Raw genomic sequence first — 25,617 nt, forward strand, 5'->3', positions numbered from 1 at the left:
GCGGGGACGCTAGCAAGCCGGACGGAGGCCTAGAAGTCCTCGTCCAGGTCGACCGTGCCCTCGACCGCGACCTGGTAGGCCGACGGGCGGCGCTCGAAGAAGTTCGTCAGCTCCTGGACGCCCTGGAGCTCCATGAAGGTGAACGGGTTCTGCGAGCCGTACACGGGCGGGAAGCCCAGGCGGACCAGGCGCTGGTCCGCGACGCACTCCAGGTACTCGCGCATCGACTCGGTGTTCATGCCGGGCAGGCCGTCACCGCACAGGTCGCGGCCGAACTGCAGCTCCGCCTCCACGGCCTCCTTCAGCATGTCGGTGACCTGCTGCTGGAGGGCGTCGTCGAAGAGCTCCGGCTCCTCCTTGCGGACCGTGTCCACGACCTCGAACGCGAAGTTCATGTGCATGGTCTCGTCGCGGAACACCCAGTTGGTTCCCGTCGCCAGGCCGTGCAGCAGGCCGCGCGAGCGGAACCAGTAGACGTAGGCGAAGGCGCCGTAGAAGAACAGGCCCTCGATGCACGCCGCGAAGCAGATCAGGTTCAGCAGGAAGCGGCGGCGGTCGGCGGCCGTCTCCAGGCGGTCGATCTTCTCGACCGAGTCCATCCAGCGGAAGCAGAACTGCGCCTTCTCGCGGATCGACGGGATCTCCTCGACCGCGTCGAAGGCGGCCGCGCGGTCGTCCGGGTCGGGCAGGTAGGTGTCGAGCAGCGTCAGGTAGAACTGGACGTGCACGGCCTCCTCGAAGAGCTGGCGCGACAGGTACAGGCGCGCCTCCGGGGAGTTGATGTGCTTGTACAGGGTCAGCACGAGGTTGTTCGAGACGATCGAGTCGCCCGTCGCGAAGAAGGCGACCAGCCGGCCGACCATGTGCTGCTCGGCGGGGGTCAGCTTCGCGAGGTCGGCGACGTCCGAGTGGAGGTCGACCTCCTCCACGGTCCAGGTGTTCTTGATCGCGTCCCGGTAGCGCTCGTAGAAGTCCGGGTAGCGCATGGGGCGGAGGGTGAGTTCGAAGCCCGGGTCGAGCAGGTTCTTGTTCGTGGAGCTCATTACTGGCAGGCCTCGCAGGACTCGGGGTTTTCAAGGGAGCAGGCCAGCGCGTCGGCGTCGACGGCCTGCGGGAGCGGGGTGGCGGCCGCCGGGACCGTGCTGCCGGAGGCGGCGCGGGCGATCTTCGTCGCGGGGCGGGAGCGCAGGTAGTACGTGGTCTTCAGGCCCTGCTTCCAGGCGTACGCGTACATCGAGCTGAGCTTGCCGATGGTGGGCGTCTCCAGGAACAGGTTCAGCGACTGCGACTGGTCGAGGAAGGGGGTGCGCGCCGCCGCCATGTCGATCAGTCCGCGCTGCGGGATCTCCCACGCCGTGCGGTACAGCTCGCGCACCTCCGCCGGGATCCAGCCGAAGCCCTGGACCGAGCCGGAGGACTCGCGCAGCGCCTCGCGGGTCTGGGCGTCCCAGACGCCGAGCCGCTTGAGCTCCTGCACCAGGTAGCCGTTGACCTGGAGGAACTCACCGCTCAGGGTCTCGCGCTTGAACAGGTTGGAGACCTGCGGCTCGATGCACTCGTACACGCCCGCGATGGAGGCGATCGTGGCGGTGGGGGCGATGGCGAGGAGCAGCGAGTTGCGCATGCCGGACTTCGCGACCCGGGCGCGCAGCGCGTCCCAGCGCTCGGGCCAGTTCAGCTCGACCTCGTAGTGGTCGGGGTGCAGGACCCCGCGGGCGGTGCGGGTCTGCTCCCACGCGGGCAGCGGGCCGCTGCGCTCGGCCAGGTCGCAGGAGGCCTCGTACGCCGCGAGCATGATGCGCTCGGACAGCTTCGTGGACAGGGCCTTCGCCTCGGCGGAGTCGAAGGGCAGCTTCAGCTGGAAGAAGACGTCCTGGAGGCCCATCGCGCCCAGGCCCACCGGGCGCCAGCGGGCGTTGGAGCGGCCGGCCTGCTCGGTCGGGTAGAAGTTGATGTCCACGACGCGGTCGAGGAAGGTGACCGCGGTGCGGACGGTCTCGTCCAGGCGCTCCCAGTCGATCTCACCGTTCACGACGAAGGCGCCGAGGTTGACCGAGCCGAGGTTGCAGACTGCGGTCTCGCCGTCGTTGGTGACCTCGATGATCTCGGTGCAGAGGTTCGAGGAGTGGACGACCGTGCCCGGTTCGGCGGTCTGGTTCGCCGTGCGGTTGGAGGCGTCCTTGAAGGTCATCCAGCCCTGGCCGGTCTGAGCGAGGGTGCGCATCATCCGGCCGTACAGGTCGCGGGCGGGCATGGTCTTGCGGGCCAGGCCAGACTCCTCGGCCTTGCGGTAGGCGGCGTCGAAGTCGTCGCCCCACAGGTCGACCAGCTCGGGGACGTCGGCCGGGGAGAACAGCGACCAGTCGGCGTCGGAGTTCACGCGGCGCATGAACTCGTCCGGCACCCAGTGCGCCAGGTTCAGGTTGTGCGTGCGGCGCTGGTCCTCGCCGGTGTTGTCGCGGAGCTCCAGGAACTCCTCGATGTCCGCGTGCCAGGTCTCCAGGTAGACCGCGGCGGCGCCCTTGCGGCGGCCGCCCTGGTTCACGGCGGCCACGGAGGCGTCCAGCGTCTTCAGGAACGGCACGATGCCGTTGGAGTGGCCGTTGGTGCCGCGGATCAGCGAACCGCGGGCGCGGACCCGGGAGTACGAGAGGCCGATGCCGCCGGCGTGCTTGGAGAGGCGCGCGACCTGGTGGTAACGGTCGTAGATCGAGTCCAGCTCGTCCAGCGGGGAGTCCAGCAGGTAGCAGGAGGACATCTGCGGGTGCCGGGTGCCGGAGTTGAAGAGGGTGGGGGAGGAGGGCAGGTAGTCGAGGCGGCTCATCAGCCGGTACAGCGAGGCCACTTCCTCGACGGCCTGGGCGGACTCGTTCTCGGCGAGGCCGCAGGCCACGCGCAGCATGAAGAACTGCGGGGTCTCGATGACCTGCCGGGTGATCGGGTGCCGCAGCAGGTAGCGGCTGTGCAGGGTGCGCAGGCCGAAGAAGCCGAAGCGGTCGTCGGCGCCCTCGGCGAGCGCGTGCCCGACCAGCGCGTCGAGCCGGCTCGCGTGCAGGCGGACGAAGTCGGCGGTGCGGTCGGCGATCAGGCCCTCGCGGTGGCCGACGGCGACGGACTCGGAGAAGGAGGCGGAGCCCTGGCCGGCGGCCTCGTCGCGGACGGCCAGCGTCAGCAGACGGGCGGCGAGCCGGGAGTACGCCGGGTCCTCGGAGATCAGCCCGGCGGCCGCCTCGGTGGCGAGCGTACGCAGCTCCGCCTCGTCGGCGGCGGCGCTGCGGCCGCGCAGCGCGGCGGCGGCCACCCGGCCGGGGTCGGTGTCGGGCAGGTCGGCGGTCAGCTCGGTGAGCGTGCGCAGCAGCGCGGCCCCCGGACCCTCATAGGCGGACGGGTCGGACTCGGCGCGCGGTGCGGAAGGCGCGATGGTCACGGGGGGAGCTCTCCCTCGCTCGGCTCCGGGAACACCGTTGGTGCGGGGCGCGAGGGGGCGCACGTGGGGGGCGCGCGGGCCTGGCAGGGCCGTACGCATGCGCCACGTGGCGTCCACCGGCCCAACCGCGAGGCCCGGACGTGTCTGCACCCGGTTCGGTCGAGCCGGGCGCACTGTCGGCAGGTCCTCGGACTTGCGGATGCACCGAGCGAGTCGGTGCATTTCATACCGTTGCGGGACAGTTCCGGATTCTCACCGGATTCCCCTGCGACGACAGCGAGCACGAGCATACATGTGGGGGCCGGTGCTTGCGTTAGCCCCCACATGTTGTGTCGCTCCCCGGGACGGTCCGTGACTACAGCTCCAGGCGGTACGTGAGCAGCGGCAGCCCCGGAACCGGGTACCAGTCCCGCTCCGGCGTCCGTACGAAGCCCAGCCGGTCGTAGATCCGGTGCGCCCCGAGCATCTTCTCCGTGGTCGACAGCACCAGGTGGCTCACGCCCTCCAGCTCCCGGGCGCGGCTCACGCAGGCCCGTACGAGCGCCTCGCCCGCGCCGCGTCCGCGCGCCGCCTGGGAGACGGCCAGCATCCGGAACTCCGCCTCGCCGGGGCCCGCGATATCGCAGAGCGGGCTGCCGGGAGGGGCGAAGGTCACACCGCCGAGCAGCGTGCCCTCGTACTCCGCGACGAGCACCTCGCCGTCGGGGGCCCGGCCGGCGACATCGCGCAGCCGGCCGAGGTAGGGGTCGTCCTCGGCGAAGTCGAGCAGTCCGTCGTCGAGGTAGGCCCGCGCGGTGATCTCGCCCAGCTCTTCGTATTCGGCGGCGGTCGCCGTCCTGATGATGATGTCCATGGGACCGAGTGTGCGACAGGGCGGGAGCGGAGCGGGAAAAAGGGGCCGCCGCGTCCCGTCGGGTGGACGGAGACGCGGCGGCCCCTTGCGGCGCAGCGGTTCAGCAGCAGCGGAACCCTTCGCGCGGGTCGCCCTCGCGGGCGTCCGTACGGGCCCGTTCGAAGGCCCGGCGCGACTGGACCACGGCGTCCGGGTCGTGCGTACGGGCGTGGGCGACGTAGCGGTCGTAGGCCGCCTCGCCCGAGAACTCCCGTACGAAGAACCGGGCCCGGCCCAGCACGTGGCGCAGCCGCGTCACGCCGGTTCCTTCACGGAGTCCTTCACGAGACCCCCGCCCGAGTCGAGGCCGGCGGCGGCGAGTTCCGCCCGCTCCTCGGCGGTGGCGATCAGCCCGGCCGGGGCGACGAGCTTGGACTCGGTCCACGGGACCTCGACGAGCTTGACGGTCTCCGGCTTGCGGATGGCCTTGAAGCAGGTCCGGGCCGCGTCCACCAGCACGATGATGATCAGCAGGGCGAAGAACACCGACAGGACCCCGTCCACCGTGGCGTTGGTGACCACGGTGTGCATCTCGTCCATGTTCTTGGCGGGCTTGAGGACCTTGCCCGCGTCGATGCCGTCCTGGTAGAGGTCCCGCTGCGCGAAGAAGCCGATCTTCGGGTTGTCGGAGAAGATCTTCTGGTAGCTGGCGGTGAGCGTGACGGCCAGGTCCCAGGCGAGCGGAACGCCCGTCACCCAGGCCCACTTGAGCCGGCCGGACTTGATCAGCAGGGTGGTGCAGACGGACAGGGCGACCGCCGCGAGCAGCTGGTTCGCGATGCCGAACAGCGGGAAGAGCTGGTTGATGCCGCCCAGCGGGTCCTTGACGCCGACCCACAGGAAGTAGCCCCAGCCGCCGACGACGACCGCGCTGGCGAACCAGACGCCCGGCTTCCAGCTGACGTCCTTGAAGGACTTGTGCACGTTGCCGAGGGTGTCCTGCAGCATGAAGCGGCCCACGCGGGTGCCCGCGTCCACCGTCGTCAGGATGAACAGGGCCTCGAACATGATCGCGAAGTGGTACCAGAACGCCTTCATCGAGGCGCCGCCGATCACGGCCGAGAAGATCTCCGACATTCCGAGTGCGAAGGTCGGCGCGCCACCCGTACGGGAGAGCAGGCTGGTCTCCTCCACCTCGGCCGCTGCCCGGGCGAGGGCGTCGGGGGAGATGGCGAAGCCGAAGTTCGTCACGGCCTGCGAGGCCGTCTCGACGGTGGCCCCGACGACGCCGCCGGGGGAGTTGATGGCGAAGTACAGGCCCGGGTCGATGATGCAGGCCGTGATGATCGCCATGACGGCGACGAAGGACTCGGTCAGCATCGCGCCGTAGCCGATGACCCTGACCTGCGTCTCCTTCTGGATCATCTTCGGGGTGGTGCCCGAGGAGACCAGGGAGTGGAAGCCGGACAGGGCTCCGCAGGCGATGGTGATGAAGACGAACGGGAACATCGAGCCGGCGAAGACCGGGCCGTCACCGCGCGAGGCGAAGTCGGTGATCGCGGGCATCTTCAGCGTCGGCATGGCGATGACCACGCCCAGGGCCAGCAGCCCGATGGTGCCCACCTTCATGAAGGTGGAGAGGTAGTCGCGCGGGGCGAGCAGCATCCACACCGGCAGGACGGACGCCACGAAGCCGTAGGCGATCATCCAGAGGACCAGCGTCTCCTTCTCCAGGGTGAAGGTGCCCGCCAGCGAGGACTCGGCGACCCAGCCGCCCGCGACGATGGCGAGCAGCAGCAGCGCGACACCGAGGACGGAGACCTCGGTGACCCGGCCCGGGCGCAGGACGCGCAGGTAGAACCCCATGAAGAGGGCGATCGGGATGGTCATGCCGATGGAGAAGACGCCCCACGGGGAGTGCGCCAGCGCGTTGACGATCACCAGGGCCAGCACGGCCAGGAGGATGATCATGATGGCGAAGACGCCGACCAGCGCGGCGGCGCCGCCGACCGGGCCGATCTCGTCCCGGGCCATCTGGCCGAGCGAACGGCCGTTGCGCCGGGTGGAGAAGAAGAGCGTGACCATGTCCTGGACGGCGCCCGCGAAGATCACGCCCACGACGATCCAGATGGTGCCGGGCAGGTAGCCCATCTGCGAGGCGAGTACGGGACCCACGAGCGGTCCGGCGCCGGCGATGGCGGCGAAGTGGTGGCCGAAGAGCACGCGCCGGTCGGTCGGGTGGAAGTCGACACCGTTGTCAAGGCGTTCGGCGGGGGTGGCGCGGGTCTTGTCCACCTTCAGTACGCGGTGCGCGACGAAGCGCGCGTAGAAGCGGTAGCCGATCGCGTACGAGCCCAGGGCGGCGGCGAGCAGCCAGGCGGCCGAGATCTCCTCGCCGCGCGAGAGCGCCAGCACGCCCCAGCCGATGGCCCCCACGAGTCCGACGAGCACCCAGACGGCCACGGACTTGGGGGACATTCCCGATGTGCCCCCTGATGGAGAAGGCGAGTCCGGCGTGGTGCCCGGACTCGCCGCGTTCCCTGCCGACCCCGTTGCTGTCGGCTGTGCCGCTTCCGGCACTGGTTCCGTCATGATCCTTCGTCCCCTCGTTGATCATCTGCGTAAGCGCAGGGAATCTACGGGGGACCGCCCGCTGGGCGTAAGCCCCCGTCCGTATAGCGGAACGAGAGTCAACTACGAATCAGAGGGCGGGACGCTGGAGTCGGGCGACGAACTTGTAACGATCGCCGCGGTACACGGAACGCACCCACTCGACGGGCTCCCCGTCGGCGTCCAGCGAATGGCGGGAAAGCATCAGCATCGGCAGTCCGACGTCGGTGCCGAGCAGTCCGGCCTCCCGCGGGGTGGCCAGCGAGGTCTCGATGGTCTCCTCCGCTTCGGCGAGGCGCACGTCGTACACCTCGGCGAGGGCGGTGTAGAGGGAGGTGTACTTGACCAGCGAACGGCGCAGCGCGGGGAAGCGCTTGGCCGACAGGTGCGTGGTCTCGATGGCCATCGGCTCGCCGCTGGCCAGGCGGAGGCGTTCGATGCGCAGGACCCGGCCGCCCGTGGCGATCTTGAGGAGGCCGGCGAGGGTGTCGTCGGCGGTCACGTAGCCGATGTCCAGGAGCTGGGAGGTGGGTTCCAGCCCCTGGGCCCGCATGTCCTCGGTGTACGACGAGAGTTGGAGCGGCTGGGAGACCTTCGGCTTGGCGACGAAGGTTCCTTTGCCCTGAATCCGTTCCAGCCGCCCCTCGACGACGAGCTCCTGGAGGGCCTGGCGCACCGTGGTGCGCGAGGTGTCGAATTCGGCCGCGAGCGTGCGCTCGGGCGGCACCGGGGTGCCGGGTGGAAGGGTTTCGGTCATATCGAGCAAGTGGCGCTTGAGCCGGTAGTACTTGGGCACGCGTGCCGTGCGGGTGGCCGCCCCGCTGTCCGGCTCCGTGATCGCCCCTTCGGTGGCCATCGCCGCCCGCCTTCCCGACTCCAGTTTCGTTGCCGTCACCGGCTCCTCCGATATGTGCGGTCACATCGTGACACGGGAGGGAGGGCGGGCCTCCTCCCTCCCCCAGGTGTCGGTCCGATAACGGACCGAGCACCCGCTCATTAGACCCTTGACACCCCTAAAGGTCTAGGCCAAGCTCCAGCTACTGGTCTACACCAATATGGATCAGATCCCGGCCCCACGGGCAGTACTTGGTGCTTTTTGAGTCACCGCGGCGGGCAAGGGAAGTTGCAGGCAGCATCCCTGAGGAGGGTGGCGTGAAGCGCAAGCTCATCGTGGCGGTCAGTGTCGTGGGCATGATGGCCGGAGTCGCAGCGTGCGGCAACGGTGACGACGGCAAGGCCAAGGCCGAGGCGGGCCCCAAGGAGATCACCGTCTGGGTGATGGACGGCTCCGCGCCGAAGGCCTGGATCGACGCGGTCAACGCCGAGTTCTCGGCCAAGCACCCCGGTGTCACGGTCAAGGTCGAGACGCAGCAGTGGAAGGGCATCCAGGAGAAGGTCACGACGGCCCTCTCCGAGAACACCCCGCCGGACGTCCTGGAGCTCGGCAACACCCAGACCGCGGGTTACGCGGTCACCGGTGGCCTCGCCGACCTGACCAAGGACAAGGCGAAGCTCGGCGCGGACGCCTGGGCGAAGGGCATGCTGGCTTCGGCCGAGATCGACGGCAAGCTCTACTCGGCTCCGTGGTACGCGGCCAACCGCGTCGTCGTCTACGACAAGAAGGCCTACGCGAAGGCCGGCGTCACCCCGCCGACCACCCGCGAGGAGTGGGTCGCCGGTCTGGAGAAGCTGAAGGCGGCCGACCCGGCCTCGCAGCCGATCTACCTGCCCGGCCAGAGCTGGTACGTCCTCGCGGGCTTCATCTGGGACGAGGGCGGCGACCTCGCCGTCAAGGACGGCGCCAAGTGGAAGGGCGGCCTCGCCACCCCCCAGGCCGCCTCCGCGATCGACTTCTACAAGAAGCTCCAGTCCTTCTCCACCGCCCCGAAGGACAAGGACGAGGCGACCCCGCAGCAGTCCACCGACATCGTTCCCAAGGGCGGCGTCTCGTCCTGGATCGGTCTCGGCTGGGAGGCCGGCGGCGCGGAGAAGGCGCTGAAGGACGCGGGCAAGGAAGCCGACTTCGGTTACTTCCCGATCCCGGGCAAGACCGCCGACAAGCCGGGCACCGTGTTCCTCGGTGGCTCGAACCTGGCGATCGCCGAGCGCTCCAAGAACAAGGAGCTCGCCAAGGAGTGGCTGGCCCTCGCCGCAGGCAAGGACCAGATGACCAAGTACGCCGCCGAGACCAAGGGTGCGCTGCTCCCGAACCAGGTGGGCGCGAACTTCGCCCCGCCGGCGGGCTCCTTCGCCGAGGCCATGGCCAAGGCCGGCGCCAACGGCAAGATCACCCCGGTGACCGCGGGCTGGGCGAACGTCGAGACCGAGCCGAACCCGATCAAGGACTTCATGACCAAGGTCCTCAACGGCACCGACCCGGCCAAGGCCGGCGCGGACGCCGACGCCGAGATCGCGAAGCGCATCAACCAGTAGTACCGGGCACCACCTGAAGTACCTGCACTACCCGCAGTACCAGTAGTGATCGCACCGGGGGGTGCGGCGGGCGCCCTGAGCGCCCGCCGCGCCCCCGGTCGCGCATTGACACAAGTAAGCGCCGCCTGCTCCGAGCGGGGAAGCGGGTCCGGGTCGCCACAGTCAACCGCGAGGAAGCCAGACATGACCGTGCACTCCCAGGGAGCGGCGACCTCCGCTCCACAGGACGCACCACAGAAGTCCGTACGGGTGGCCGAGACGCCGCCGCCCGCCGGAGCCAAGGGAACGTCCACGTCTCCTCGCAGGGGCAGAAAGTCGCTCCCTGAAGGGTGGTGGCCCTACCTCCTGGTCGGGCCGGCCGTGCTCAGCATGGCGGGCCTGCTGCTGTATCCGCTGGTCAAGAACATCATCCTGTCGTTCCAGAAGGTCGACAAGATCGAGTTCATCCAGCGGAAGTCGCCGTTCACCGGTCTGGACAACTACACCCAGCTGCTGGGCGACTCGCAGTTCTGGACCGTCGTGGTCCGAAGCTTCGCCTTCACCGCGGCCAACGTCGCGCTGATCATGATCATCGGCAGCCTCATCGGCATCCTGCTGAACAAGCTCGGCAAGTGGATGCGCCTGGTCCTGTCGATGGCGCTGGTGATGGCCTGGGCCATGCCGATCGTCGCCTCCGTGACCGTCTTCCAGTGGCTGTTCGACGAGCAGTTCGGCGTCATGAACTGGGTGATGCGCACGCTCGGCTTCTCCGGCTACGAGCAGCACAACTGGTTCGGGACCGGCTTCGCCACCCTCGTGATCGTGACGATCCTGGTGGTCTGGGGCTCGATCCCCTTCGTCGCCCTGAACATGTACGCCGGTCTGACCACCGTCAGCGGCGAGCTGTACGAGGCGGCCCGGATGGACGGCGCCAACGGATGGCAGACCTTCTGGAAGGTCGTCTTCCCGAACCTCAAGTCCTTCTTCCTCGTCACCACCTTCCTCGAGGTCATCTGGGTCTTCAAGGCCTTCACCCAGGTGTACGCGATGAAGGCGGGCGGTCCCGACCGGGGCTCCGAGATCCTGCCCGTCTTCGCCTACGTCGAGGGCCAGAGCCAGTTCCACTACGGCCTGGCCGCGGCGATCTCCGTCCTGACGATCCTGATGCTCGTGATCGTCATGTCCTTCTACTTCCGTCTGATCCTGAAGCAGGAGGAGGAGCAGTGACCACCACCACCGCCCCGAAGCCCGCGCCGTCCGCGAAGCCCGCACAGCTGCGCAACCGCCGGCCGGTCCGTCCCGGAGCCGTCGCCAAGAACGTCGGCGCCCTGCTCCTGGCCCTCCTCTTCATCTTCCCCGTCTACTGGATGTTCTCCTCGGCGCTCAAGCCGTCCAGCGAGATCCTCTCCAAGGACCCCGTCTTCGTCTTCACCCCGACGCTGGACAACTTCACCAAGGCCACCGGTGTCGACCTGTTCTGGACCTACGTCACGAACAGCCTGATCGTCACCGTCGGGGCCGTCGCGCTGGCCCTGCTCGTCGCCCTCGCCGCGAGCTTCGCCATCGCCCGGATGAAGTTCAAGGGCCGCAAGGGCCTCGTGCTCGCCGTGATGCTGGCCCAGATGGCGCCCTGGGAGGTCATGGTCATCGCGATGTACATGATCGTCCGCGAGGCCGAGCTGCTGAACAACCTCGCCGTGCTGACCGCGATCTACTTCGTGATGGTCCTGCCCTTCACCATCTGGACCCTGCGCGGCTTCATCGCCGCCGTCCCGGTGACCCTGGAGGAGGCCGCCCAGATCGACGGCTGCACCCGCGGCCAGGCCTTCCGCAAGGTGATCTTCCCGCTGCTGGCGCCCGGCCTGATGTCCACCTCGCTCTTCGGCTTCATCACGGCCTGGAACGAGTTCGCGATGGTCCTGATCCTGCACAAGGACAAGACCGCGCAGACCCTGCCGCTGTGGCTGACCCAGTTCCAGACGGCCTTCGGCAACGACTGGGGCGCCACCATGGCCGCTTCCTCGCTCTTCGCGGTCCCGGTGCTGCTCATCTTCGTCTTCCTCCAGCGCAAGGCCGTCGGCGGCATGACCGCCGGCGCCGTGAAGGGATAACGGCCCCATGACTGTCCTTGCGCACCGCACGGATACTTTGACCCAGGACGCGCTGGCGGTGCTCCAGCCCGGGTTCGAGGGGACCACCGCCCCCGCATGGCTGCTGCGCCAGGTCTCCGAGGGACTCACCGCCGTCGGCCTCTTCGGCCGCAACATCGCCTCGCCCGACCAGCTCGCTGCGCTGACCGCGCAGCTGCGGGGCGAGCGGGACGACGTCCTCGTCGCCATCGACGAGGAGGGCGGCGACGTCACCCGCCTGGAGGTCCGGGGCGGCTCCTCCTTCCCCGGCAACCTGGCCCTCGGCGCCGTGGACGACGTGGACCTGACCCGCGACGTCGCCCGCGAGCTGGGCCGCTGGCTCGCCGAGTGCGGGGTCAACCTCAACTGGGCCCCGTCCGCCGACGTCAACTCCAACCCGGACAACCCGGTCATCGGCGTACGGTCCTTCGGCGCCGACACCCACCTCGCCGCCCGGCACACCGCGGCGTACGTCGAAGGCCTCCAGGCCGCCGGCGTCGCCGCCTGCACCAAGCACTTCCCGGGCCACGGCGACACCAACGTCGACTCGCACCACGCGCTGCCGCGCATCGACGTGGACCTCGACACCCTGGCCGCGCGCGAGCTCGTACCGTTCCGCGCCGCCATCGAGGCCGGCACCAAGGCGGTCATGAGCGCGCACATCCTGGTGCCCGCCCTGGACCCGACCCGCCCGGCCACCCTCAGCCCGCAGATCCTGACCGGTCTGCTGCGCAAGGAGCTCGGCTACGAGGGCCTCATCGTCACCGACGGCATGGAGATGAAGGCCATCGCCGGGACGTACGGGATCGAGCGCGGCTCGGTGCTGGCCATCGCGGCCGGCGCCGACGCCATCTGCGTCGGCGGCGGGCTCGCCGACGAGGGCACCGTCCTGGCCCTGCGCGACGCACTGGTCGCGGCGGTACGGGACGGCTCGCTGCCCGAGGAGCGGCTCGCGGAGGCGGCGGCCCGGGTCCGCTCGCTGGCCGAGTGGACCCGCCGGGTCCGTCAGGGCGCGCGGCCGGAGGGGAGCAGCGCGCCCGGCATCGGACTGGCGGCGGCCCGCCGCGCGGTGGTGGTGACGGGTTCGCCCAAGGCCGCCGCCCCGGTGAACGCCCCGTACATCGCCACGCTCACCCCGGTGGCGAACTTCGCGGTCGGCGACGAGACCCCGTGGGGGGTGGCCGGGGAGGTGTCCGCACTGATCCCGGGCACCGAGTCGGGCGTGTACCCGCAGGGCTCCACGGCCGCCGACATCCTGGCCGCCGCGGGGAACCGCACGGTCGTCGCGGTGGTCCGCGACGCGCACCGCCACCGCTGGATGACCGAGGCCCTGGACGCGCTCGTCGCGGCCCGGCCGAAGACGATCGTGGTCGAGATGGGCCTGCCGCGGGCCGAGCCCCGCGGCGCGCTGCACATCGCGACCCACGGCGCCGCCCGGGTCTGCGGGCGCGCTGCCGCGGAGGTCATCGCGGGCGTCTAGCAGGGCGAGCGGACCGGAGCCGGGCACCCGTCACGGGGGCGCCCGGCTCCGCCGCGTACGGAGCACACAGCGAAGGGCCGGGCCCCCCGACGGGGGAGCCCGGCCCTTCGGCGTGCGGCGGTGAGGCTTACAGACCCTGCCAGGCGGGCTTGTTGGCGTAGGTGTGCCGGAAGTAGTCCGCCAGCTTCAGCTTGGACGCGGCGGCCTCGTCCACGACCACCGTGGCGTGCCGGTGCAGCTGCAGCGCGGAAGCCGGTACGAGGGCGGACAGGGGGCCCTCGACGGTCTGCGCGACGGCCTCGGCCTTGCCCTCGCCGGTGGCCAGCAGGACCAGGTGGCGGGCGTCGAGGATGGTGCCGATGCCCTGGGTGATGACGTGGTGGGGCACCTGCTCTATGTCGTTGTCGAAGAAGCGCGCGTTGTCCACGCGGGTCTGCTCCGTCAGCGTCTTGATGCGGGTGCGGGAGGCCAGCGAGGAGCAGGGCTCGTTGAAGCCGATGTGCCCGTCCGTGCCGATGCCGAGGAGCTGGAGGTCCACGCCGCCGGCCGCGGCGAGGGCGCGGTCGTAGGCGTCGCAGGCGCCCACGATGTCCTCGGCCGAGCCGTCCGGGCCCATGAAGGAGGCCTCGGACAGCCCCAGGGGCTCCACGACCTCGCGCAGGACCACGGCGCGGTAGGACTCCGGGTGGCCGGCCGGCAGGCCGACGTACTCGTCGAGCTGGCAGACGCGGGCCTTGGAGGCGTCGACCTGTCCGGCCTTGACCTTGGCGGCCAGCGCCTCGTAGATGGGCAGCGGGGTAGAGCCGGTCGCCACGCCGAGCAGGGCGTCGGGCTTGCGGCGGACCAGGGCGGCCATGGCCTCCGCGATGAGCTCGCCGCCTGCCTTGGCGTCCGGGACGATGACAACTTCCACGCGGGGCCTGCCGATCTGGAGTGTGACGATGTGGTATAGACCAATCTAGCAGAGGCGAGACCCCGTCGCCGGGTTTCGCACACACTCATGGTGGGCCGGATCCGCGGCTCCGGCCTGTCGGGCTCGGGGAGCGGCGGTACGGGTGCGTGGGGGCTCTACGGCGCTGCGCCGGAGCGGTGTGGCGGGAGGCGGCCCGGCGGGCGCTCTACGGCGCGGGGCGGGGCGGGAGGGGCTGGGGGCGGCGGCCCTGTGGGCCCGGCCGCGGCATTCCTCTGCGACATTCCTCTGGGCCACGGTGCCGGAGCGGGACCCTCAGCCCGCCCGGCACCGTAGCCCGGAGTACTTACGGCCGTCGGGTGTGCGGTGCCCGACAGCCGGTGGGAGGTGACGCGCGGTCAGGGCAGAGCGCGCGGTTACCTCGATCCGTCCTCCTGTGCGGGGAGGGCGGAAGTCTTGATGCAATTGTGGACTAGACCAATCTGTTCTGTCCATCCAATGGAGCGACCCGGGTTACCGTCGCTTCCTCCAAGCCTACGCGGAAGCGGGGTCTCCTGGATACTCCGGAGTATCCACGCTGAGGAAAGTCATGGCCCGTACCCGGGGTACGCTCGCCACGTGCCCTCCATGAACGACCTCGTACGCCAGCACACCGCTCTCAGTGAAACCGACCTGGAGTGGCTCCACCTGCTGGTCTCGGAGTGGCAGCTGCTCTCCGACCTCTCCTTCGCCGACCTCGTGCTGTGGGTTCCCACGCTCGACGGCAGCCGGTACGTCTCCGTCGCGCAGATGCGCCCGAACACCGGCCCCACCTCGTACCAGGACGACATGGTCGGCCACTTGGTCCCGCGCGGCCGGCGCCCGCTGCTCGACGCCGCGCTCGACGAGGGCCGCATCGTGCGCGAGGGCGACCCGGAGTGGCGCGAGGAGGTGCCGGTCCGCGTCGAGTCGATTCCCGTCCGCCGCGAGGGCCGGGTCCTCGGGGTGATCGCGCGCAACACCAACCTGCTCACTGTGCGTACACCCAGCCGGCTGGAGCTCACCTACCTCCAGTCCGCCTCCGACCTGGCCCAGATGATCGCGGCGGGCGCCTTCCCGTTCCCCGGCCAGCAGGTCGACATGGACGCCTCCCCGCGGGTCGGCGACGGCCTGATCCGGCTCGACGCCGAGGGCGTGGTCACGTACGCCTCGCCGAACGCGCTCTCCGCCTACCACCGGCTCGGCCTCGCCTCCGACCTGGTCGGCCAGCACCTGGGCACCATCACCTCCGAACTCGCCCCCTCCCGCGGCCCGGTGGACGAGGCCCTGGTCAAGCTCGCCAGCGGCTGGGCCCCCCGCGAGACCGAGGCCGAGGGCAGCGGCGGGGTCATCCAGCTGCGGGCCATCCCGCTCAAGCCCAAGGGCACCCGGATCGGCTCGCTCGTCCTGTGCCGCGACGTCACGGAACTGCGCCGTCGCGAACGTGAATTGATCACCAAGGACGCGACCATCCGGGAGATCCACCACCGGGTCAAGAACAACCTCCAGACCGTGGCCGCGCTCTTGCGCCTGCAGGCCCGCCGGATGGATTCGCCGCAGGGGCGGGAGGCGCTGAACGAAGCCGTCCGCCGTGTCGGATCGATCGCGATCGTGCACGAGACGCTTTCTCAGAACCTGGACGAGCGGGTGGAGTTCGACGAGATCGCCGACCGCGTGATCGCGATGGTCGCCGAGATCTCCCCGGGCAAGGTCGCCTGCCGGCGCACCGGCCGCTTCGGAATCCTGGACGCGGAGGTGGCCACCCCGCTGTCGATGGTGCTGACGGAGATCCTCCAGAACGCCCTGGAGCACGCCTTCACCCAGGGGGAGGGCGGCACCGTGGAGGTGTCCGCGGCCCGTTCGGGCAGCGGCCGCGACGACGCCCGGCTGCTGATCTCGGTGGTCGACGACGGCTGCGGTCTGCCCGAGGGCTTCGACCCCCAGCGGGCCGGGAACCTCGGGCTGCAGATCGTACGGACCCTGGTGGAGGGCGAGCTCGGCGGCACCTTCGACATGGTCGCGTCCGAGCCGCGCGGCACCAAGGTCGTCCTCGACATACCGGCGAGCCCGCAGAAGTAGCGCGCCGGCCCGGTGACTCAGGGTGATGTCACGGACGGTGACGCCCTGGGCTGCGCACCGGGCCCGGACAGCACTGAACCCCGGACCGAATGGTTTTCGGTACGGGGTTCAAGAGCACGTTGCTGAGCGCTTATATGGGTACTACGCGCTGCGGCTCGAGGCTCGAAAGTCGATGTCAGGCGGTTGCGTTGCGCGCCCGATTGCGAGCGGCGCGGCGCTTCATTGCGCGGCGCTCGTCCTCGCTGAGACCGCCCCAGACACCGGAGTCCTGACCGGACTCGAGCGCCCACTGCAGGCACTGCTCCATGACGGGGCAACGGCGGCAGACGGCCTTGGCTTCCTCGATCTGCAGCAGCGCAGGACCGGTGTTGCCGATGGGGAAGAAGAGTTCCGGGTCTTCCTCGCGGCAAACGGCGTTGTGACGCCAGTCCATGGCTGCTCCATCTCCTTGTATTGCGGGCAGGTTGCTTGTGAATGTGAACGCTTTCACGAATCCCTTCGTGAGGGAAGGGAGACCGCCCAGTTTGGGGAAAAACTCGCCCTGGGCTGCCGGAGATTCGTGGAGGGGTTCTGGCGGTCTGTGTGGGTGCCGGGTTCTGCGGGCTGTCCCGATCGCCATGTAGAGATTCGCAAACCTCGGACGGGGATACAACCCCTTCCGGAAAGTTTTTTTTGATTCGTCGGTGTCTACTAGGTCACAGCCCTACTTCCTAGGGGTGGACCGGCGTGTAAACGTTCGAGTGGAAGGACTTTCGGCCCTTCCACTCACACAATCACACGCAGTGCACGGCGTACGCCTGTGAACCGAACGCTGGTGCGCAGACCGAGGTGGTCTCCGTCCATCTGGAACGGAAGCGGCACCTTCGAATGCAAGGTGAAGTCGGTCAGATCGTGCAGAGACACCGCGTGCTTGCCGTGCGGACCGCGCTCAGGAGTCGAGGTCAGGAGCTGTGTCGCGTAGCGAGCGACCGCCGGAGTTGACAAACGGTTCAGTGCCAATACGTCAAGTGCGGTATCGAACGACGCCTCCGGGGAGGCGTACAGCGGCCGATTGCCCAGATATGTCCAGGGTGACGTGTTGCACACTATCGACAGCACCAGGTCCGTCACCGGATCCGCACCGGGCCGTTCCAGCGTCACCGTGCCGTGCCGGCGGTTGGGCTCTTCCCAGAACTGGCGCATCAGCTGTCGCACGTACAGGGCATGGGTCGAACGCTTGCCCCGTTCCCGCTGCTGTTCGACGCGGCCCACGACGCCCGCGTCGAAGCCGAAGCCCGCGCAGAAGGTGAACCAGCGCGCCGGAACCGACTCGTCCTCCGTGCACGGGGTGCCGGCCGCGAGCCCGAGGCCCACCGTGCGTTCGCGCCGCTCCCGCAGCGCGTCCAGCAGGGCGCCGGTCGCCTCGACCGCGTCGTTGGGCAGGCCGAGCGCGCGGGCGAAGACATTGGTGGAGCCGCCGGGGACCACCGCGAGTCCGGGCAGCCGGTCCGGATCGGGGCCCTCGTGCAGCAGTCCGTTGACCACTTCGTTGACGGTGCCGTCACCGCCCAGGGCCACCACCAGGTCCATGCCGGTCTCGGCCGCCCTGCGGCCCAGGTCCCGGGCGTGGCCGCGGTACTCGGTGGTGACCGCCTCCAGCTTCATCTCGCTGGCGAGCGCGTGGGTCAGGACGTCGCGCGTGCGCGCACTGGTGGTCGTCGCTGCTGGGTTGGCCACGAGGAGTGCACGCATGGACGCCAGCCTACCGACCCGTTCATACGCATCCCATACTGGCCGTCCCCTTCGGGACGGGAGGGGCGCGGCTACCCTGCTGGGGTGAGTACGAAGCCCACCCCCACCGAGTCCGCCGTCCCCGCCCCGCTGCCGCGCCGGCTGACCGCGGCCGCCGCACTGAACGCGCTGCAGGGGCTGGCCCTGGCCTGCTTCGGCGTCTACATGCTGTACGTGGGCATCGCCGGCGCCCCCGACTCCCCGCAGCAGGCCGAGACCGGCGGGGTCACCCTGCTCGTCCTCGCCGCGCTGCCGCTGACCGCGGCGCGCGGACTGCTCCTGGGCCGCCGCTGGAGCCGCGGTCCGGCGGTGATCACCCAGGTGATGTCCCTGCCGGTGGCCCTGACGCTGTGGAGCGGCGGCGGCGCGCTGAAGACCGGCTCGGTGTTCCTGGCGCTGGCCGCGGTGGCCGTCCTCGTACTCCTGGTGAACCCCACGGCGACCGAGGCGCTGGTGCGCACCGCCGCCGGGCCGGGCGAGCAGACCCGGTAGCGGTACCCGGTAGCAGGTACGGAGGCCCGTTCCCCGGTGGGGAACGGGCCTCCGTGTTCTTGAGCCTCCTGCGTTCCTACTCCTCGACCAGCAGCTTCTCGCGGAGCTGGGCCAGGGTGCGGGCCAGCAGCCGGGAGACGTGCATCTGGGAGATGCCGACCTCCTGCGCGATCTGCGACTGGGTCATGTTGCCGAAGAACCGCAGCAGCAGGATCCGCTTCTCCCGCGGCGGCAGCCCTTCGAGCAGCGGCTTGAGGGACTCGCGGTACTCGACGCCCTCCAGCGCCTCGTCCTCCGACCCCAGGGTGTCCGCGACCGCCGGCGATTCGTCGTCGGTGTCCGGGACGTCCAGCGAGAGCGTGCTGTAGGCATTGGCCGATTCCAGGCCCTCCAGCACCTCCTCCTCGGAGATCCCCAGCCGCTCGGCCAGCTCGTGCACCGTGGGGGAGCGGCCGTGCTGCTGCGAGAGTTCCGCCGTCGCCGTGGTCAGCGAGAGCCGCAGCTCCTGCAGGCGCCGGGGGACCCGTACCGCCCAGCCCTTGTCGCGGAAGTGGCGCTTGATCTCGCCGACCACCGTGGGCGTGGCGTACGTGGAGAACTCGACCCCGCGGTCCGGGTCGAAGCGGTCCACCGACTTGATCAGACCGATGGTGGCGACCTGGGTCAGGTCGTCCAGCGGCTCGCCGCGGTTGCGGAAGCGCCGGGCCAGGTGCTCGACCAGCGGCAGGTGCATCCGTACGAGCCGGTTGCGCAGCTCCGCCTTCTCCGGGGAGCCGTCGGGCAGCGCCCGGAGCTCGATGAAGAGGGCCCGCGCACCGCTGCGGTCGCGCGGATCCGGCAGGGGCGCCGGCGCCGTGAACACCGGAGCCCGCAGGGCTTCCGCGGGGTCCGCGGCCGGGGCCGGGGCCGCCGACGGGGCCGTGGCAGCGGCCCCCGGTGGCTGGACCGGCAGTGTCTGGTCGTGCTGGTTCTCGCTCACAGGGCCCGCCCGTCGCTCCGCCGAGTCCAAAAAGCCGTCATCCGCATCCGTGTCAGCCGGGTGCGGCCGGGCGTGCTGCTGCTCCGGAATGCCGCCGTCGACCTCGTGTCCTACCCGGGGCCGATCCCCGCCCCGCACCGGGACCTCCCCGCCGCTCACGCCGGGCCTGGTCCCGCGCCGCGCTGTTTGTAGAGGCTGATGCTCACCGTCTTGTTCTCCTCGACCGTGGCCTCGACCTTCCCGGCGAGAGCCGAGAGGACCGTCCACGCGAACGTGTCGCGCTCCGGCGCCCGGCCGTCGGTGGTCGGGGCGGAGACGGTCACCTCCAGCGAATCGTCCACCAACCGGAAGACGCAGCTGAGGACGGAGCCGGGCACGGCCTGCTGGAGCAGGATCGCGCAGGCCTCGTCCACCGCGATGCGGAGGTCCTCGATCTCGTCGAGGGTGAAGTCCAAACGTGCCGCGAGGCCGGCCGTGGCCGTCCGCAGCACCGACAGGTAGGCACCCGCAGCGGGCAGCCGGACTTCCACGAAGTCCTGGGTCCCGGGCTCGCCTGCGATCTGGGACACCCTCACCTCCAAGGTGGTACGAGCTCTGTTCGCCGTGACGCTATCGCGATCCGGGCGATCGTGTCGCGGCACCCCTGTCGGAGGGTGCACACCCCCTTGCGCACAGCTGCACACAGCTGGCCGAAAGGCCGTGCCTGCGACCAGTGACTGATGGTAAGCCCATGGGTACGCACAGTGGCTAGGGGTCTGCGGGCCCAAATCAGGGGAACCGGCGGAGGGTTGACCTACCCCGCTTCAGACGATCGAACCGTCGACAAAACACCAACGCCAGGTCTCGCCCGGTTCGAAGCTGCGCATCACCGGATGTCCGGTCTCGCGGTGGTGCGCCGTGGCGTGCCGGTGGGGCGAGGAGTCGCAGCAGCCGACGTGCCCGCACGCCAGGCACAGGCGGAGCTGGACGGGATGGCTGCCGTCAGCCAGACATTCGGGGCAGGTCTGGGCAAGCGGGGCCGGCTCGGGGCGCGGCAGTTCGGCAACGTGCGTGCACTCGCTCATGATGGCCAGCGTACTGAGGTGTGGGCGCCCGGGATGACGTGACTCAAGCGAGGGTGATCTTCGATGGAGGTATTGCCGCTGGTGGCGCTGGTCGCCGGCTGTGCGGTCGTCGCGGGCCTGGCCCGCCGCACCCCGGTGCCCGCGCCCCTGCTGCTGGTGGCCGCAGGACTGGCCGCGGCCTACGTGCCGGGCGTGCCCGAGTACGGCCTGGACCCGCACATCGTGCTGCCGCTGCTGCTCCCACCGCTGCTCTACACGGCCGCGGTGGACAGCTCGTACCTGGACCTGCGGGCGAACCTGCGGCCCGTGGCGCTGCTCTCCGTGGGGTACGTGCTCTTCGCGACCCTGGTCGTCGGGTACGCGGCGTACCTGGCGGTGCCGGGGCTCTCGCTGCCGGTGGCGCTGGTGCTGGGAGCGGTCGTCGCCCCGCCCGACGCGGTCGCGGCGACGGCCATCGCCCGCAAGCTCGGGCTGCCGAACCGGATCACGACCATCCTCCAGGGCGAGTCCCTGGTCAACGACGCCACCGCGATCACCGCGTTCAAGGTCGCGCTGGCCGCGGCGGTCGGGGTCAGCGCCGGCTGGACGGACGGGATCCAGGAGTTCCTGCTGGCCTCGGTGGGCGGGGTCGCGATGGGCCTGCTGCTGATGGTCCCGATCCACATCCTGCGCAAGCGGATGCGCGAGCCGCTGCTGCAGAACACTCTGTCGCTGCTGATCCCCTTCGTGGCCTACGCGGCCGCCGAGCGGGTGCACGCTTCGGGGGTGCTGGCGGTCGTGGTGGTCGCGCTGTACCTCGGGCACCGCAACTGGCAGGTCGACTTCGCGACCCGGCTCCAGGAGGAGGCGGTCTGGAAGATGGTCGCCTTCATCCTCGAATCGGTGGTCTTCGCGCTGATCGGGCTCCAGCTGCCGGTCGTGCTGAAGGGGCTGGGGGAGTACGAGGGCCTGGCGGCGGCGGGCTACGCGATCATCGTGTTCCTCGTGGTGGTGGCGGCCCGCTTCGCGTGGGTCTTCCCGGCGACGTTCCTGCCGAGGCTCTCGCCGCGGATCCGCGCGCGGGAGCCGGAGACGACCTGGAAGGCTCCGGTCATCGTGGGCTGGGCGGGCATGCGGGGCGTGGTCTCGCTGGCGATCGCCTTCTCGGTGCCGATGAGCGTGCCGCACCGGAACCTGATCCTGTTCCTCACCTTCACGACGGTGATCGGCACGCTCGTGGTCCAGGGTCTGACCCTGCCGCCGCTGATCCGGCTGCTGCGGCTGCCGGCCAGGGACACCCACGCGGAGACCCTGGCGGAGGCGCAGGCCCAGAGCGAGGCGTCGAGGGCGGCGGAGGACCGGCTGACGGAACTCCTGGCCTCCCCCGCGAACGCCCTCCCGCCCCCGCTGGCGGACCGGCTGCGCACGGTGCTGGAGCGCCGGCGCAACGCGGTGTGGGAGCGGCTGGGGGAGGTCAACGCGGTGACGGGCGAATCCGCGGACGACGTCTACCGCCGCCTGGCGGGGGAGATGATCGCGGCGGAACGCGAGGTCTTCGTCTCCCTGCGCGACGCCCGCCGCATCGACGACGAAATGCTCCGCGCCCTGCTCCGCCGCCTGGACCTGGAGGAGGCGGCGGCCTACCGGGAGGAGTCGACGTAGCGAATCCGGCCCCGCCGGCGTTCGAGTCAGCCCGCGGCCCGGTCCGTATCCGTCGGGCGGGTCAGGGGCGGCCCGTGATGACGGCGGCCAGGGTCGTGCCCCGGGGGAAGGCGCCCGCGCGGGTCAGGTCGAGCAGGGCCCAGAGGAGCTTCGCCACGTAGATCCGCTCCACCGGCAGGCCGTGGCGGGCTTCGAAGTCCGCCGCGAAGCCGTCCAGTTCGGCGGGGACCCGGGCGTAGCCCCCGTGGGTGTAGCCCTCGGCCAGCGACCAGTCGCCCGCCGGACCGCCGAACGCGGCCGCCTGGAGGGAACGTATCTCCGCCTCCAGGAACCCGCCCCCGACCACCGGTACCCCCAGCGCCCGCGCCCCCGCGCCGAGCCCCGCCGCCAGCCCGGCCAGCGTGCCCCCGGTCCCGCAGGCCACGGCGGCCACGTCGCAGGTGCCGTCCAGCTCGCGGCCCAGCTCGGCGCAGCCGTGCAGGGCGAGGGCGTTGCTGCCGCCCTCGGGGATCACGTAGGCCCCCTCCGCGCCCGCCAGCGCGGGGAGGCCGGCCTTGTCCCGGTAGGCCGACCGCGTGACGAAGTGGAGCCGCATGCCGTCCGCCGCGCACCGGGCCAGCGAATCGTTCAGCGGCCGCCCCGCGAGCTCGTCCCCCCGTACGATCCCGACCGTCGCCAGCCCCAGCAGCCGGCCGGCCGCGGCGGTGGCCCGCAGGTGGTTGGAGTAGGCCCCGCCGAAGGTCACGAGCTCCGGGTACCCGCCCGCGACGGCGGCCCGCAGATTCGGCGCGAGCTTGCGCCACTTGTTGCCGGGCAGCTCCGGATGGACCAGATCGTCCCGCTTGAGCAGCAGGCGCACCCCGTGCGCGGCGAACCGCTCGTCCCGGGCCTCCCGGACGGGGGAGGGCGGCCGGGGCCGCAGGATCTGCTCGGGGTCGACTGGATGTTCCACCCGCCCATTGTGGGTACCGGAGCGCGCCGCGCGCCGCGCGGGGTTCAGTGCCGGCGGGGCCTACTTCAGGCGTTCTTCGACGCGGGTGCGCATCGAGGCCATCGTGAAGCCCTTCGGGTCGATCTTGCCCGGGCGCCATTCCAGGTGGCCGATGACCGAGCGGGCCGTCCAGCCGTGGGCGCGGCACAGGGCGGCCGCGGCGCGGGCCATCGCGTCGAGCTGGGGGGCGGGCCAGGGGTCCTCGCCGTCGCCGAGGTTCTCGCACTCGAAGCCGTAGAAGTGGCGGTTGCCGTCGGTGTTCGCGTGCTGGTCGGGCGGGAGGCGCTTCTCCGCGATCACCGCCGCCAGGACGTCGGAGTCGCCCGCGCCCGCGTGGTTGGTGCGGCCGTGGCCGACCAGGTGGACCCGGCCGTCCTTGCTGATCACGCCGTGGCAGAGCGGGCCGGGGAGGTCCGCATCGCCGTCCCGGCAGAGCTGGACGGTGTACGCGGTCCCGCGGGTGACGGTGTGGTGGAGCATCACGCCGTGCACCGGGCCCCAAGGGCCCTTGTGGTTGCGGTTGCGGGTGCGCCAGTCGCCGACTTCGACGACCGTCAGGCCTTCCGCCCGCAGGGCTGCGATGAACCGGTCAGCGGACAGGGGTGCGGACATGACCGCCTCCTCTTGCTGTGAGTAGCCGTGTGATTACTCAACGTGTAGTGGAGGTGGTCGTTCCGTCGCAAGGGCGCGCACCCGGCGCACGGTTCACGGCTCGCGGCGGTTCACGCCGAGGCGAGCCACAGGTCGGGGCCGAAGACCTCGTAGGCGATGTCCGCGGGCGCCACGCCCTTGGCGATCAGCTGCTCGCGCGCCGCCCGCATGAAGGGGAGCGGTCCGCAGAGGTAGGCCTTGGTGCCCGGGGCGACGGGGACGGAGGCGAGGTCGAGCCGGCCCTCGTGGTCTCCGGCTTCGGCGCCGGCCTCGTACCAGAAGTGCGCCGAGGCATCGGGGAGCTTGCCGGTCAGGGTCCGGTGGCCGGCGCGCAGGGCGTGGTCGGCGGGGGAGCGGTCGGCGTGCAGGACGGTCACCGGGGCTGTGTGTGCGGTGTCGGCGAGGTGTTCCAGCATCGAGAGCATCGGGGTGCAGCCGATGCCGGCGGAGGCGAGGATCACCGGGGCGGTGGAGTCCTGGAGGACGAGGTCGCCGTAGGGGGTCGAGACGCGCAGGGCGTCCCCGGTGCGGACGTGGGCGTGCAGGTGGTTGGAGACCTCGCCGTCGGGGCCGTCGGCGGCCGGGCCGTGGACCCGCTTGACGGTGATCGAGCGGACCGGGGAGCCGGGGGCGCTGGAGAGGCTGTACTGGCGGATCTGGCGGGCGCCGTCGGGGAGTTCGACCTGTACGGAGACGTACTGGCCGGGCTTGAAGCCGGGCGCCGGGGAGCCGTCGGCCGGGGTCAGGTGGAAGGTGGTGCAGTCGGCGGTCTCCTCGACGCGGGCGGCCACCGTCCAGGCGCGCCAGACGTCGCCGGCGAGGACCTGCTGCTCGGCGTAGAGGCGCTCCTCGATGGTGATGAGGGCGTTCGCCATGAGCCAGTAGACCTCGTCCCAGGCCTCGGCCACCTCGGGGGTGACGGCCTCGCCGAGGATCTCCACGATGGCCTCGAAGAGGTACTTGTGGACGACGGGGTACTGCTCGCGGGTGACGCCGAGGGAGGCGTGCTTGTGGGCTATCCGGTTCAGCATCACGTCGGGGCGGGCGTCGGGGTGCTCGACCAGGTAGGTCGCGAAGGCGGCGATGGAGCCGGCGAGGGCCTGCTTCTGGAGGCCGGCGTTCTGGTTGCCGCGGTTGAAGAGGTCGCGGATCAGCTCGGGGTGGGCCGCGAAGAGCTTCCGGTAGAAGAGCTCCGTGATGTCACCGATGGTCGCGCCCACGGCGGGAAGGGTGGCTCGTACGGTCGCGGTCGACTTCTCCGAAAGCATCGGGTGACTCCTCGGGTCGGGGTGGAGCGCTTAAATGGAATGTGAGATGCGTATTTGTGGGCGCAGGTGGGCCGCGGCCGTCCGGGGGCGTGCGGGGGTGTCCGCGGTCGTCGGGGGTGTCCCGGACGGTGCGGACTTCTGTTCGAAGTGTCCGCGGAGATCAGGCTATGCGGGCCGGTGGCCGGTGCGAACCGGCCATCCGGCCCTTGCCGTCAGGGACTTCCGGCCCCCGGCGATCCGCCCGAAATACCGAGCAGGAGCGGCCCTGTCGGGGCTGCGACCAGGTCGTTCACCGTCAGCGGGTCCAGGGAGGCGAAGAAGGCCTCCTGGGCCCGGCGCAGCGCCCCGCGTAGGACGCACGCGCTCCGCAGCGGGCACGGGACGGTGCCGTCGCAGTCCACGACGTCGCCGGCGCCCTCCAGTTCGCGGATCACCCCGCCCACCGAGGCGGCGCGGCCGGCGGGGGTCAGGGCGAGGCCGCCGCCGCGTCCGCGGCGGGCCTCGACCAGACCGAGATGCTGCAGCTTGGCGACCACTTTGGCGGTGTGGGTGTACGGGACCTCCATGGTCGCCGCCACGTCGCGGGTGGTGGGGAGGTCCGCCTCCGCGACGGCCAGGCGCATCAGGACGCGCAGGGCGAGGTCGGTGAATCGGGTCAGCCGCATGGGTTCAGCGTAGAAAACTTGCATCCACGGTGCAAATTTAAACGGGGGCCTCACCGGGGATGGCTGAAACGGGTGGGGTCCGAGTGCCTCGCGGGGTGGGAGGTGAACCGATGAGCGTGCCCAGCCACGAACGGAGTAGTCCCACCCTTTTGTGTAATGGTCCCACCACGGTCCGTGCTGAAAGGCTCCCCCCGCAGAT

23 protein-coding genes and 1 riboswitch are annotated in these 25,617 nt (G+C 70.6%); of the genes, 7 read left to right on the forward strand and 16 right to left on the reverse strand.

Annotated elements, in window-relative coordinates; translation table 11 throughout:
* Nucleotides 1-29 precede the first annotated feature (29 nt).
* The 6 genes from NLX94_RS18605 to NLX94_RS18630 form a co-directional block, all read right to left on the reverse strand.
* Entirely contained in the window at nt 30-1,043 is a 1,014-nt protein-coding gene (locus NLX94_RS18605) for a ribonucleotide-diphosphate reductase subunit beta (RefSeq protein ID WP_254384077.1), read from the reverse strand.
* On the reverse strand, nt 1,043-3,427 hold the full coding sequence (locus tag NLX94_RS18610; protein WP_254384078.1) for a ribonucleoside-diphosphate reductase subunit alpha: 2,385 nt from the start codon (nt 3,425-3,427) through the stop codon (nt 1,043-1,045). The genes NLX94_RS18605 and NLX94_RS18610 overlap by 1 nt, the downstream gene beginning before the upstream one ends.
* Before the next feature lie 160 nt (nt 3,428-3,587).
* Nucleotides 3,588-3,734: riboswitch (cobalamin riboswitch) on the reverse strand.
* A 48-nt stretch (nt 3,735-3,782) separates the two neighbouring features.
* Nucleotides 3,783-4,280 carry a GNAT family N-acetyltransferase gene (locus NLX94_RS18615; RefSeq protein ID WP_254384079.1) on the reverse strand — a complete coding sequence of 166 codons (498 nt, stop codon included), beginning with the start codon at nt 4,278-4,280 and terminating at the stop codon, nt 3,783-3,785.
* A gap of 100 nt (nt 4,281-4,380) precedes the next feature.
* Nucleotides 4,381-4,578, reverse strand: coding sequence for a YbdD/YjiX family protein (locus tag NLX94_RS18620; RefSeq protein ID WP_254384080.1), 198 nt, complete (start codon nt 4,576-4,578; stop codon nt 4,381-4,383).
* Nucleotides 4,575-6,737 carry a carbon starvation CstA family protein gene (locus tag NLX94_RS18625; RefSeq protein WP_254384081.1) on the reverse strand — a complete coding sequence of 721 codons (2,163 nt, stop codon included), beginning with the start codon at nt 6,735-6,737 and terminating at the stop codon, nt 4,575-4,577. The genes NLX94_RS18620 and NLX94_RS18625 overlap by 4 nt, the downstream gene beginning before the upstream one ends.
* 223 nt (nt 6,738-6,960) lie before the next feature.
* On the reverse strand, nt 6,961-7,725 hold the full coding sequence (locus NLX94_RS18630) for a GntR family transcriptional regulator (protein ID WP_254384082.1): 765 nt from the start codon (nt 7,723-7,725) through the stop codon (nt 6,961-6,963).
* Nucleotides 7,726-8,021: 296 nt separating this feature from the next.
* Between NLX94_RS18630 and NLX94_RS18635 the strand changes: the two genes are divergently transcribed.
* The 4 genes from NLX94_RS18635 (at nt 8,022) to NLX94_RS18650 (ending at nt 12,890) form a co-directional block, all read left to right on the forward strand.
* Nucleotides 8,022-9,302, forward strand: coding sequence for an extracellular solute-binding protein (locus tag NLX94_RS18635; RefSeq protein ID WP_254384083.1), 1,281 nt, complete (start codon nt 8,022-8,024; stop codon nt 9,300-9,302).
* Nucleotides 9,303-9,485: 183 nt separating this feature from the next.
* Complete coding sequence (locus NLX94_RS18640; protein ID WP_254384084.1) at nt 9,486-10,508, forward strand: carbohydrate ABC transporter permease; 1,023 nt, start codon at nt 9,486-9,488, stop codon at nt 10,506-10,508.
* A gap of 47 nt (nt 10,509-10,555) precedes the next feature.
* The gene (locus NLX94_RS18645) at nt 10,556-11,392 is read left to right on the forward strand and encodes a carbohydrate ABC transporter permease (RefSeq protein ID WP_254384369.1); all 837 of its coding nucleotides are present in this window, start codon (nt 10,556-10,558) and stop codon (nt 11,390-11,392) included.
* Between the two features lie 7 nt (nt 11,393-11,399).
* Entirely contained in the window at nt 11,400-12,890 is a 1,491-nt protein-coding gene (locus NLX94_RS18650) for a glycoside hydrolase family 3 protein (protein WP_254384085.1), read from the forward strand.
* A gap of 127 nt (nt 12,891-13,017) precedes the next feature.
* Here the strand turns inward: NLX94_RS18650 and nagB are convergent, their stop codons facing one another.
* Nucleotides 13,018-13,803, reverse strand: coding sequence for a glucosamine-6-phosphate deaminase (gene nagB, locus NLX94_RS18655; protein ID WP_254384086.1), 786 nt, complete (start codon nt 13,801-13,803; stop codon nt 13,018-13,020).
* Between the two features lie 624 nt (nt 13,804-14,427).
* Here nagB and NLX94_RS18660 point away from each other — a divergent pair.
* Nucleotides 14,428-15,897, forward strand: coding sequence for a sensor histidine kinase (locus NLX94_RS18660; protein WP_254384370.1), 1,470 nt, complete (start codon nt 14,428-14,430; stop codon nt 15,895-15,897).
* 175 nt (nt 15,898-16,072) lie between these two features.
* On the opposite strand, the gene NLX94_RS18665 is transcribed toward NLX94_RS18660, so the two are convergent.
* Both NLX94_RS18665 and NLX94_RS18670 read right to left on the reverse strand, forming a co-directional pair.
* On the reverse strand, nt 16,073-16,330 hold the full coding sequence (locus NLX94_RS18665) for a WhiB family transcriptional regulator (RefSeq protein WP_004937597.1): 258 nt from the start codon (nt 16,328-16,330) through the stop codon (nt 16,073-16,075).
* A gap of 332 nt (nt 16,331-16,662) precedes the next feature.
* A complete protein-coding gene (locus tag NLX94_RS18670; RefSeq protein ID WP_254384087.1) occupies nt 16,663-17,628 on the reverse strand; it encodes a diacylglycerol kinase family protein in 966 nt (321 codons plus the stop codon).
* 84 nt (nt 17,629-17,712) lie between these two features.
* Here NLX94_RS18670 and NLX94_RS18675 point away from each other — a divergent pair, with 84 nt between their 5' ends.
* The gene (locus NLX94_RS18675) at nt 17,713-18,159 is read left to right on the forward strand and encodes a hypothetical protein (protein ID WP_254384088.1); all 447 of its coding nucleotides are present in this window, start codon (nt 17,713-17,715) and stop codon (nt 18,157-18,159) included.
* A gap of 76 nt (nt 18,160-18,235) precedes the next feature.
* Here the strand turns inward: NLX94_RS18675 and NLX94_RS18680 are convergent, their stop codons facing one another.
* From NLX94_RS18680 to NLX94_RS18690, 3 genes are all read right to left on the reverse strand, one after another.
* Nucleotides 18,236-19,297: an RNA polymerase sigma factor SigF gene (locus tag NLX94_RS18680; protein WP_254384089.1), complete on the reverse strand. Its 1,062-nt coding sequence runs from the start codon at nt 19,295-19,297 to the stop codon at nt 18,236-18,238.
* Entirely contained in the window at nt 19,294-19,707 is a 414-nt protein-coding gene (locus NLX94_RS18685; protein ID WP_214949331.1) for an anti-sigma regulatory factor, read from the reverse strand. The genes NLX94_RS18680 and NLX94_RS18685 overlap by 4 nt, the downstream gene beginning before the upstream one ends.
* Before the next feature lie 234 nt (nt 19,708-19,941).
* Entirely contained in the window at nt 19,942-20,202 is a 261-nt protein-coding gene (locus NLX94_RS18690; protein WP_254384090.1) for a UBP-type zinc finger domain-containing protein, read from the reverse strand.
* A 63-nt stretch (nt 20,203-20,265) separates the two neighbouring features.
* On the opposite strand from NLX94_RS18690, the gene NLX94_RS18695 reads away from it, so the two are divergent.
* Nucleotides 20,266-21,843: a Na+/H+ antiporter gene (locus NLX94_RS18695; RefSeq protein WP_254384091.1), complete on the forward strand. Its 1,578-nt coding sequence runs from the start codon at nt 20,266-20,268 to the stop codon at nt 21,841-21,843.
* Nucleotides 21,844-21,904: 61 nt separating this feature from the next.
* On the opposite strand, the gene NLX94_RS18700 is transcribed toward NLX94_RS18695, so the two are convergent.
* From NLX94_RS18700 to NLX94_RS18715, 4 genes are all read right to left on the reverse strand, one after another.
* Nucleotides 21,905-22,795 (reverse strand): 1-aminocyclopropane-1-carboxylate deaminase/D-cysteine desulfhydrase, encoded by an 891-nt coding sequence (locus NLX94_RS18700; protein ID WP_254384092.1) that lies wholly within the window; start codon nt 22,793-22,795, stop codon nt 21,905-21,907.
* 60 nt (nt 22,796-22,855) lie between these two features.
* Complete coding sequence (locus tag NLX94_RS18705; protein ID WP_254384093.1) at nt 22,856-23,446, reverse strand: N-acetylmuramoyl-L-alanine amidase; 591 nt, start codon at nt 23,444-23,446, stop codon at nt 22,856-22,858.
* Nucleotides 23,447-23,556: 110 nt separating this feature from the next.
* Nucleotides 23,557-24,753: a globin domain-containing protein gene (locus tag NLX94_RS18710; protein WP_254384094.1), complete on the reverse strand. Its 1,197-nt coding sequence runs from the start codon at nt 24,751-24,753 to the stop codon at nt 23,557-23,559.
* A 212-nt stretch (nt 24,754-24,965) separates the two neighbouring features.
* Nucleotides 24,966-25,418: an Rrf2 family transcriptional regulator gene (locus NLX94_RS18715; RefSeq protein WP_254384095.1), complete on the reverse strand. Its 453-nt coding sequence runs from the start codon at nt 25,416-25,418 to the stop codon at nt 24,966-24,968.
* Nucleotides 25,419-25,617 lie beyond the last annotated feature (199 nt).

The sequence above is a fragment of the Streptomyces sp. TBY4 genome (assembly GCF_024213195.1).
Classification (GTDB): Bacteria; Actinomycetota; Actinomycetes; order Streptomycetales; family Streptomycetaceae; genus Streptomyces.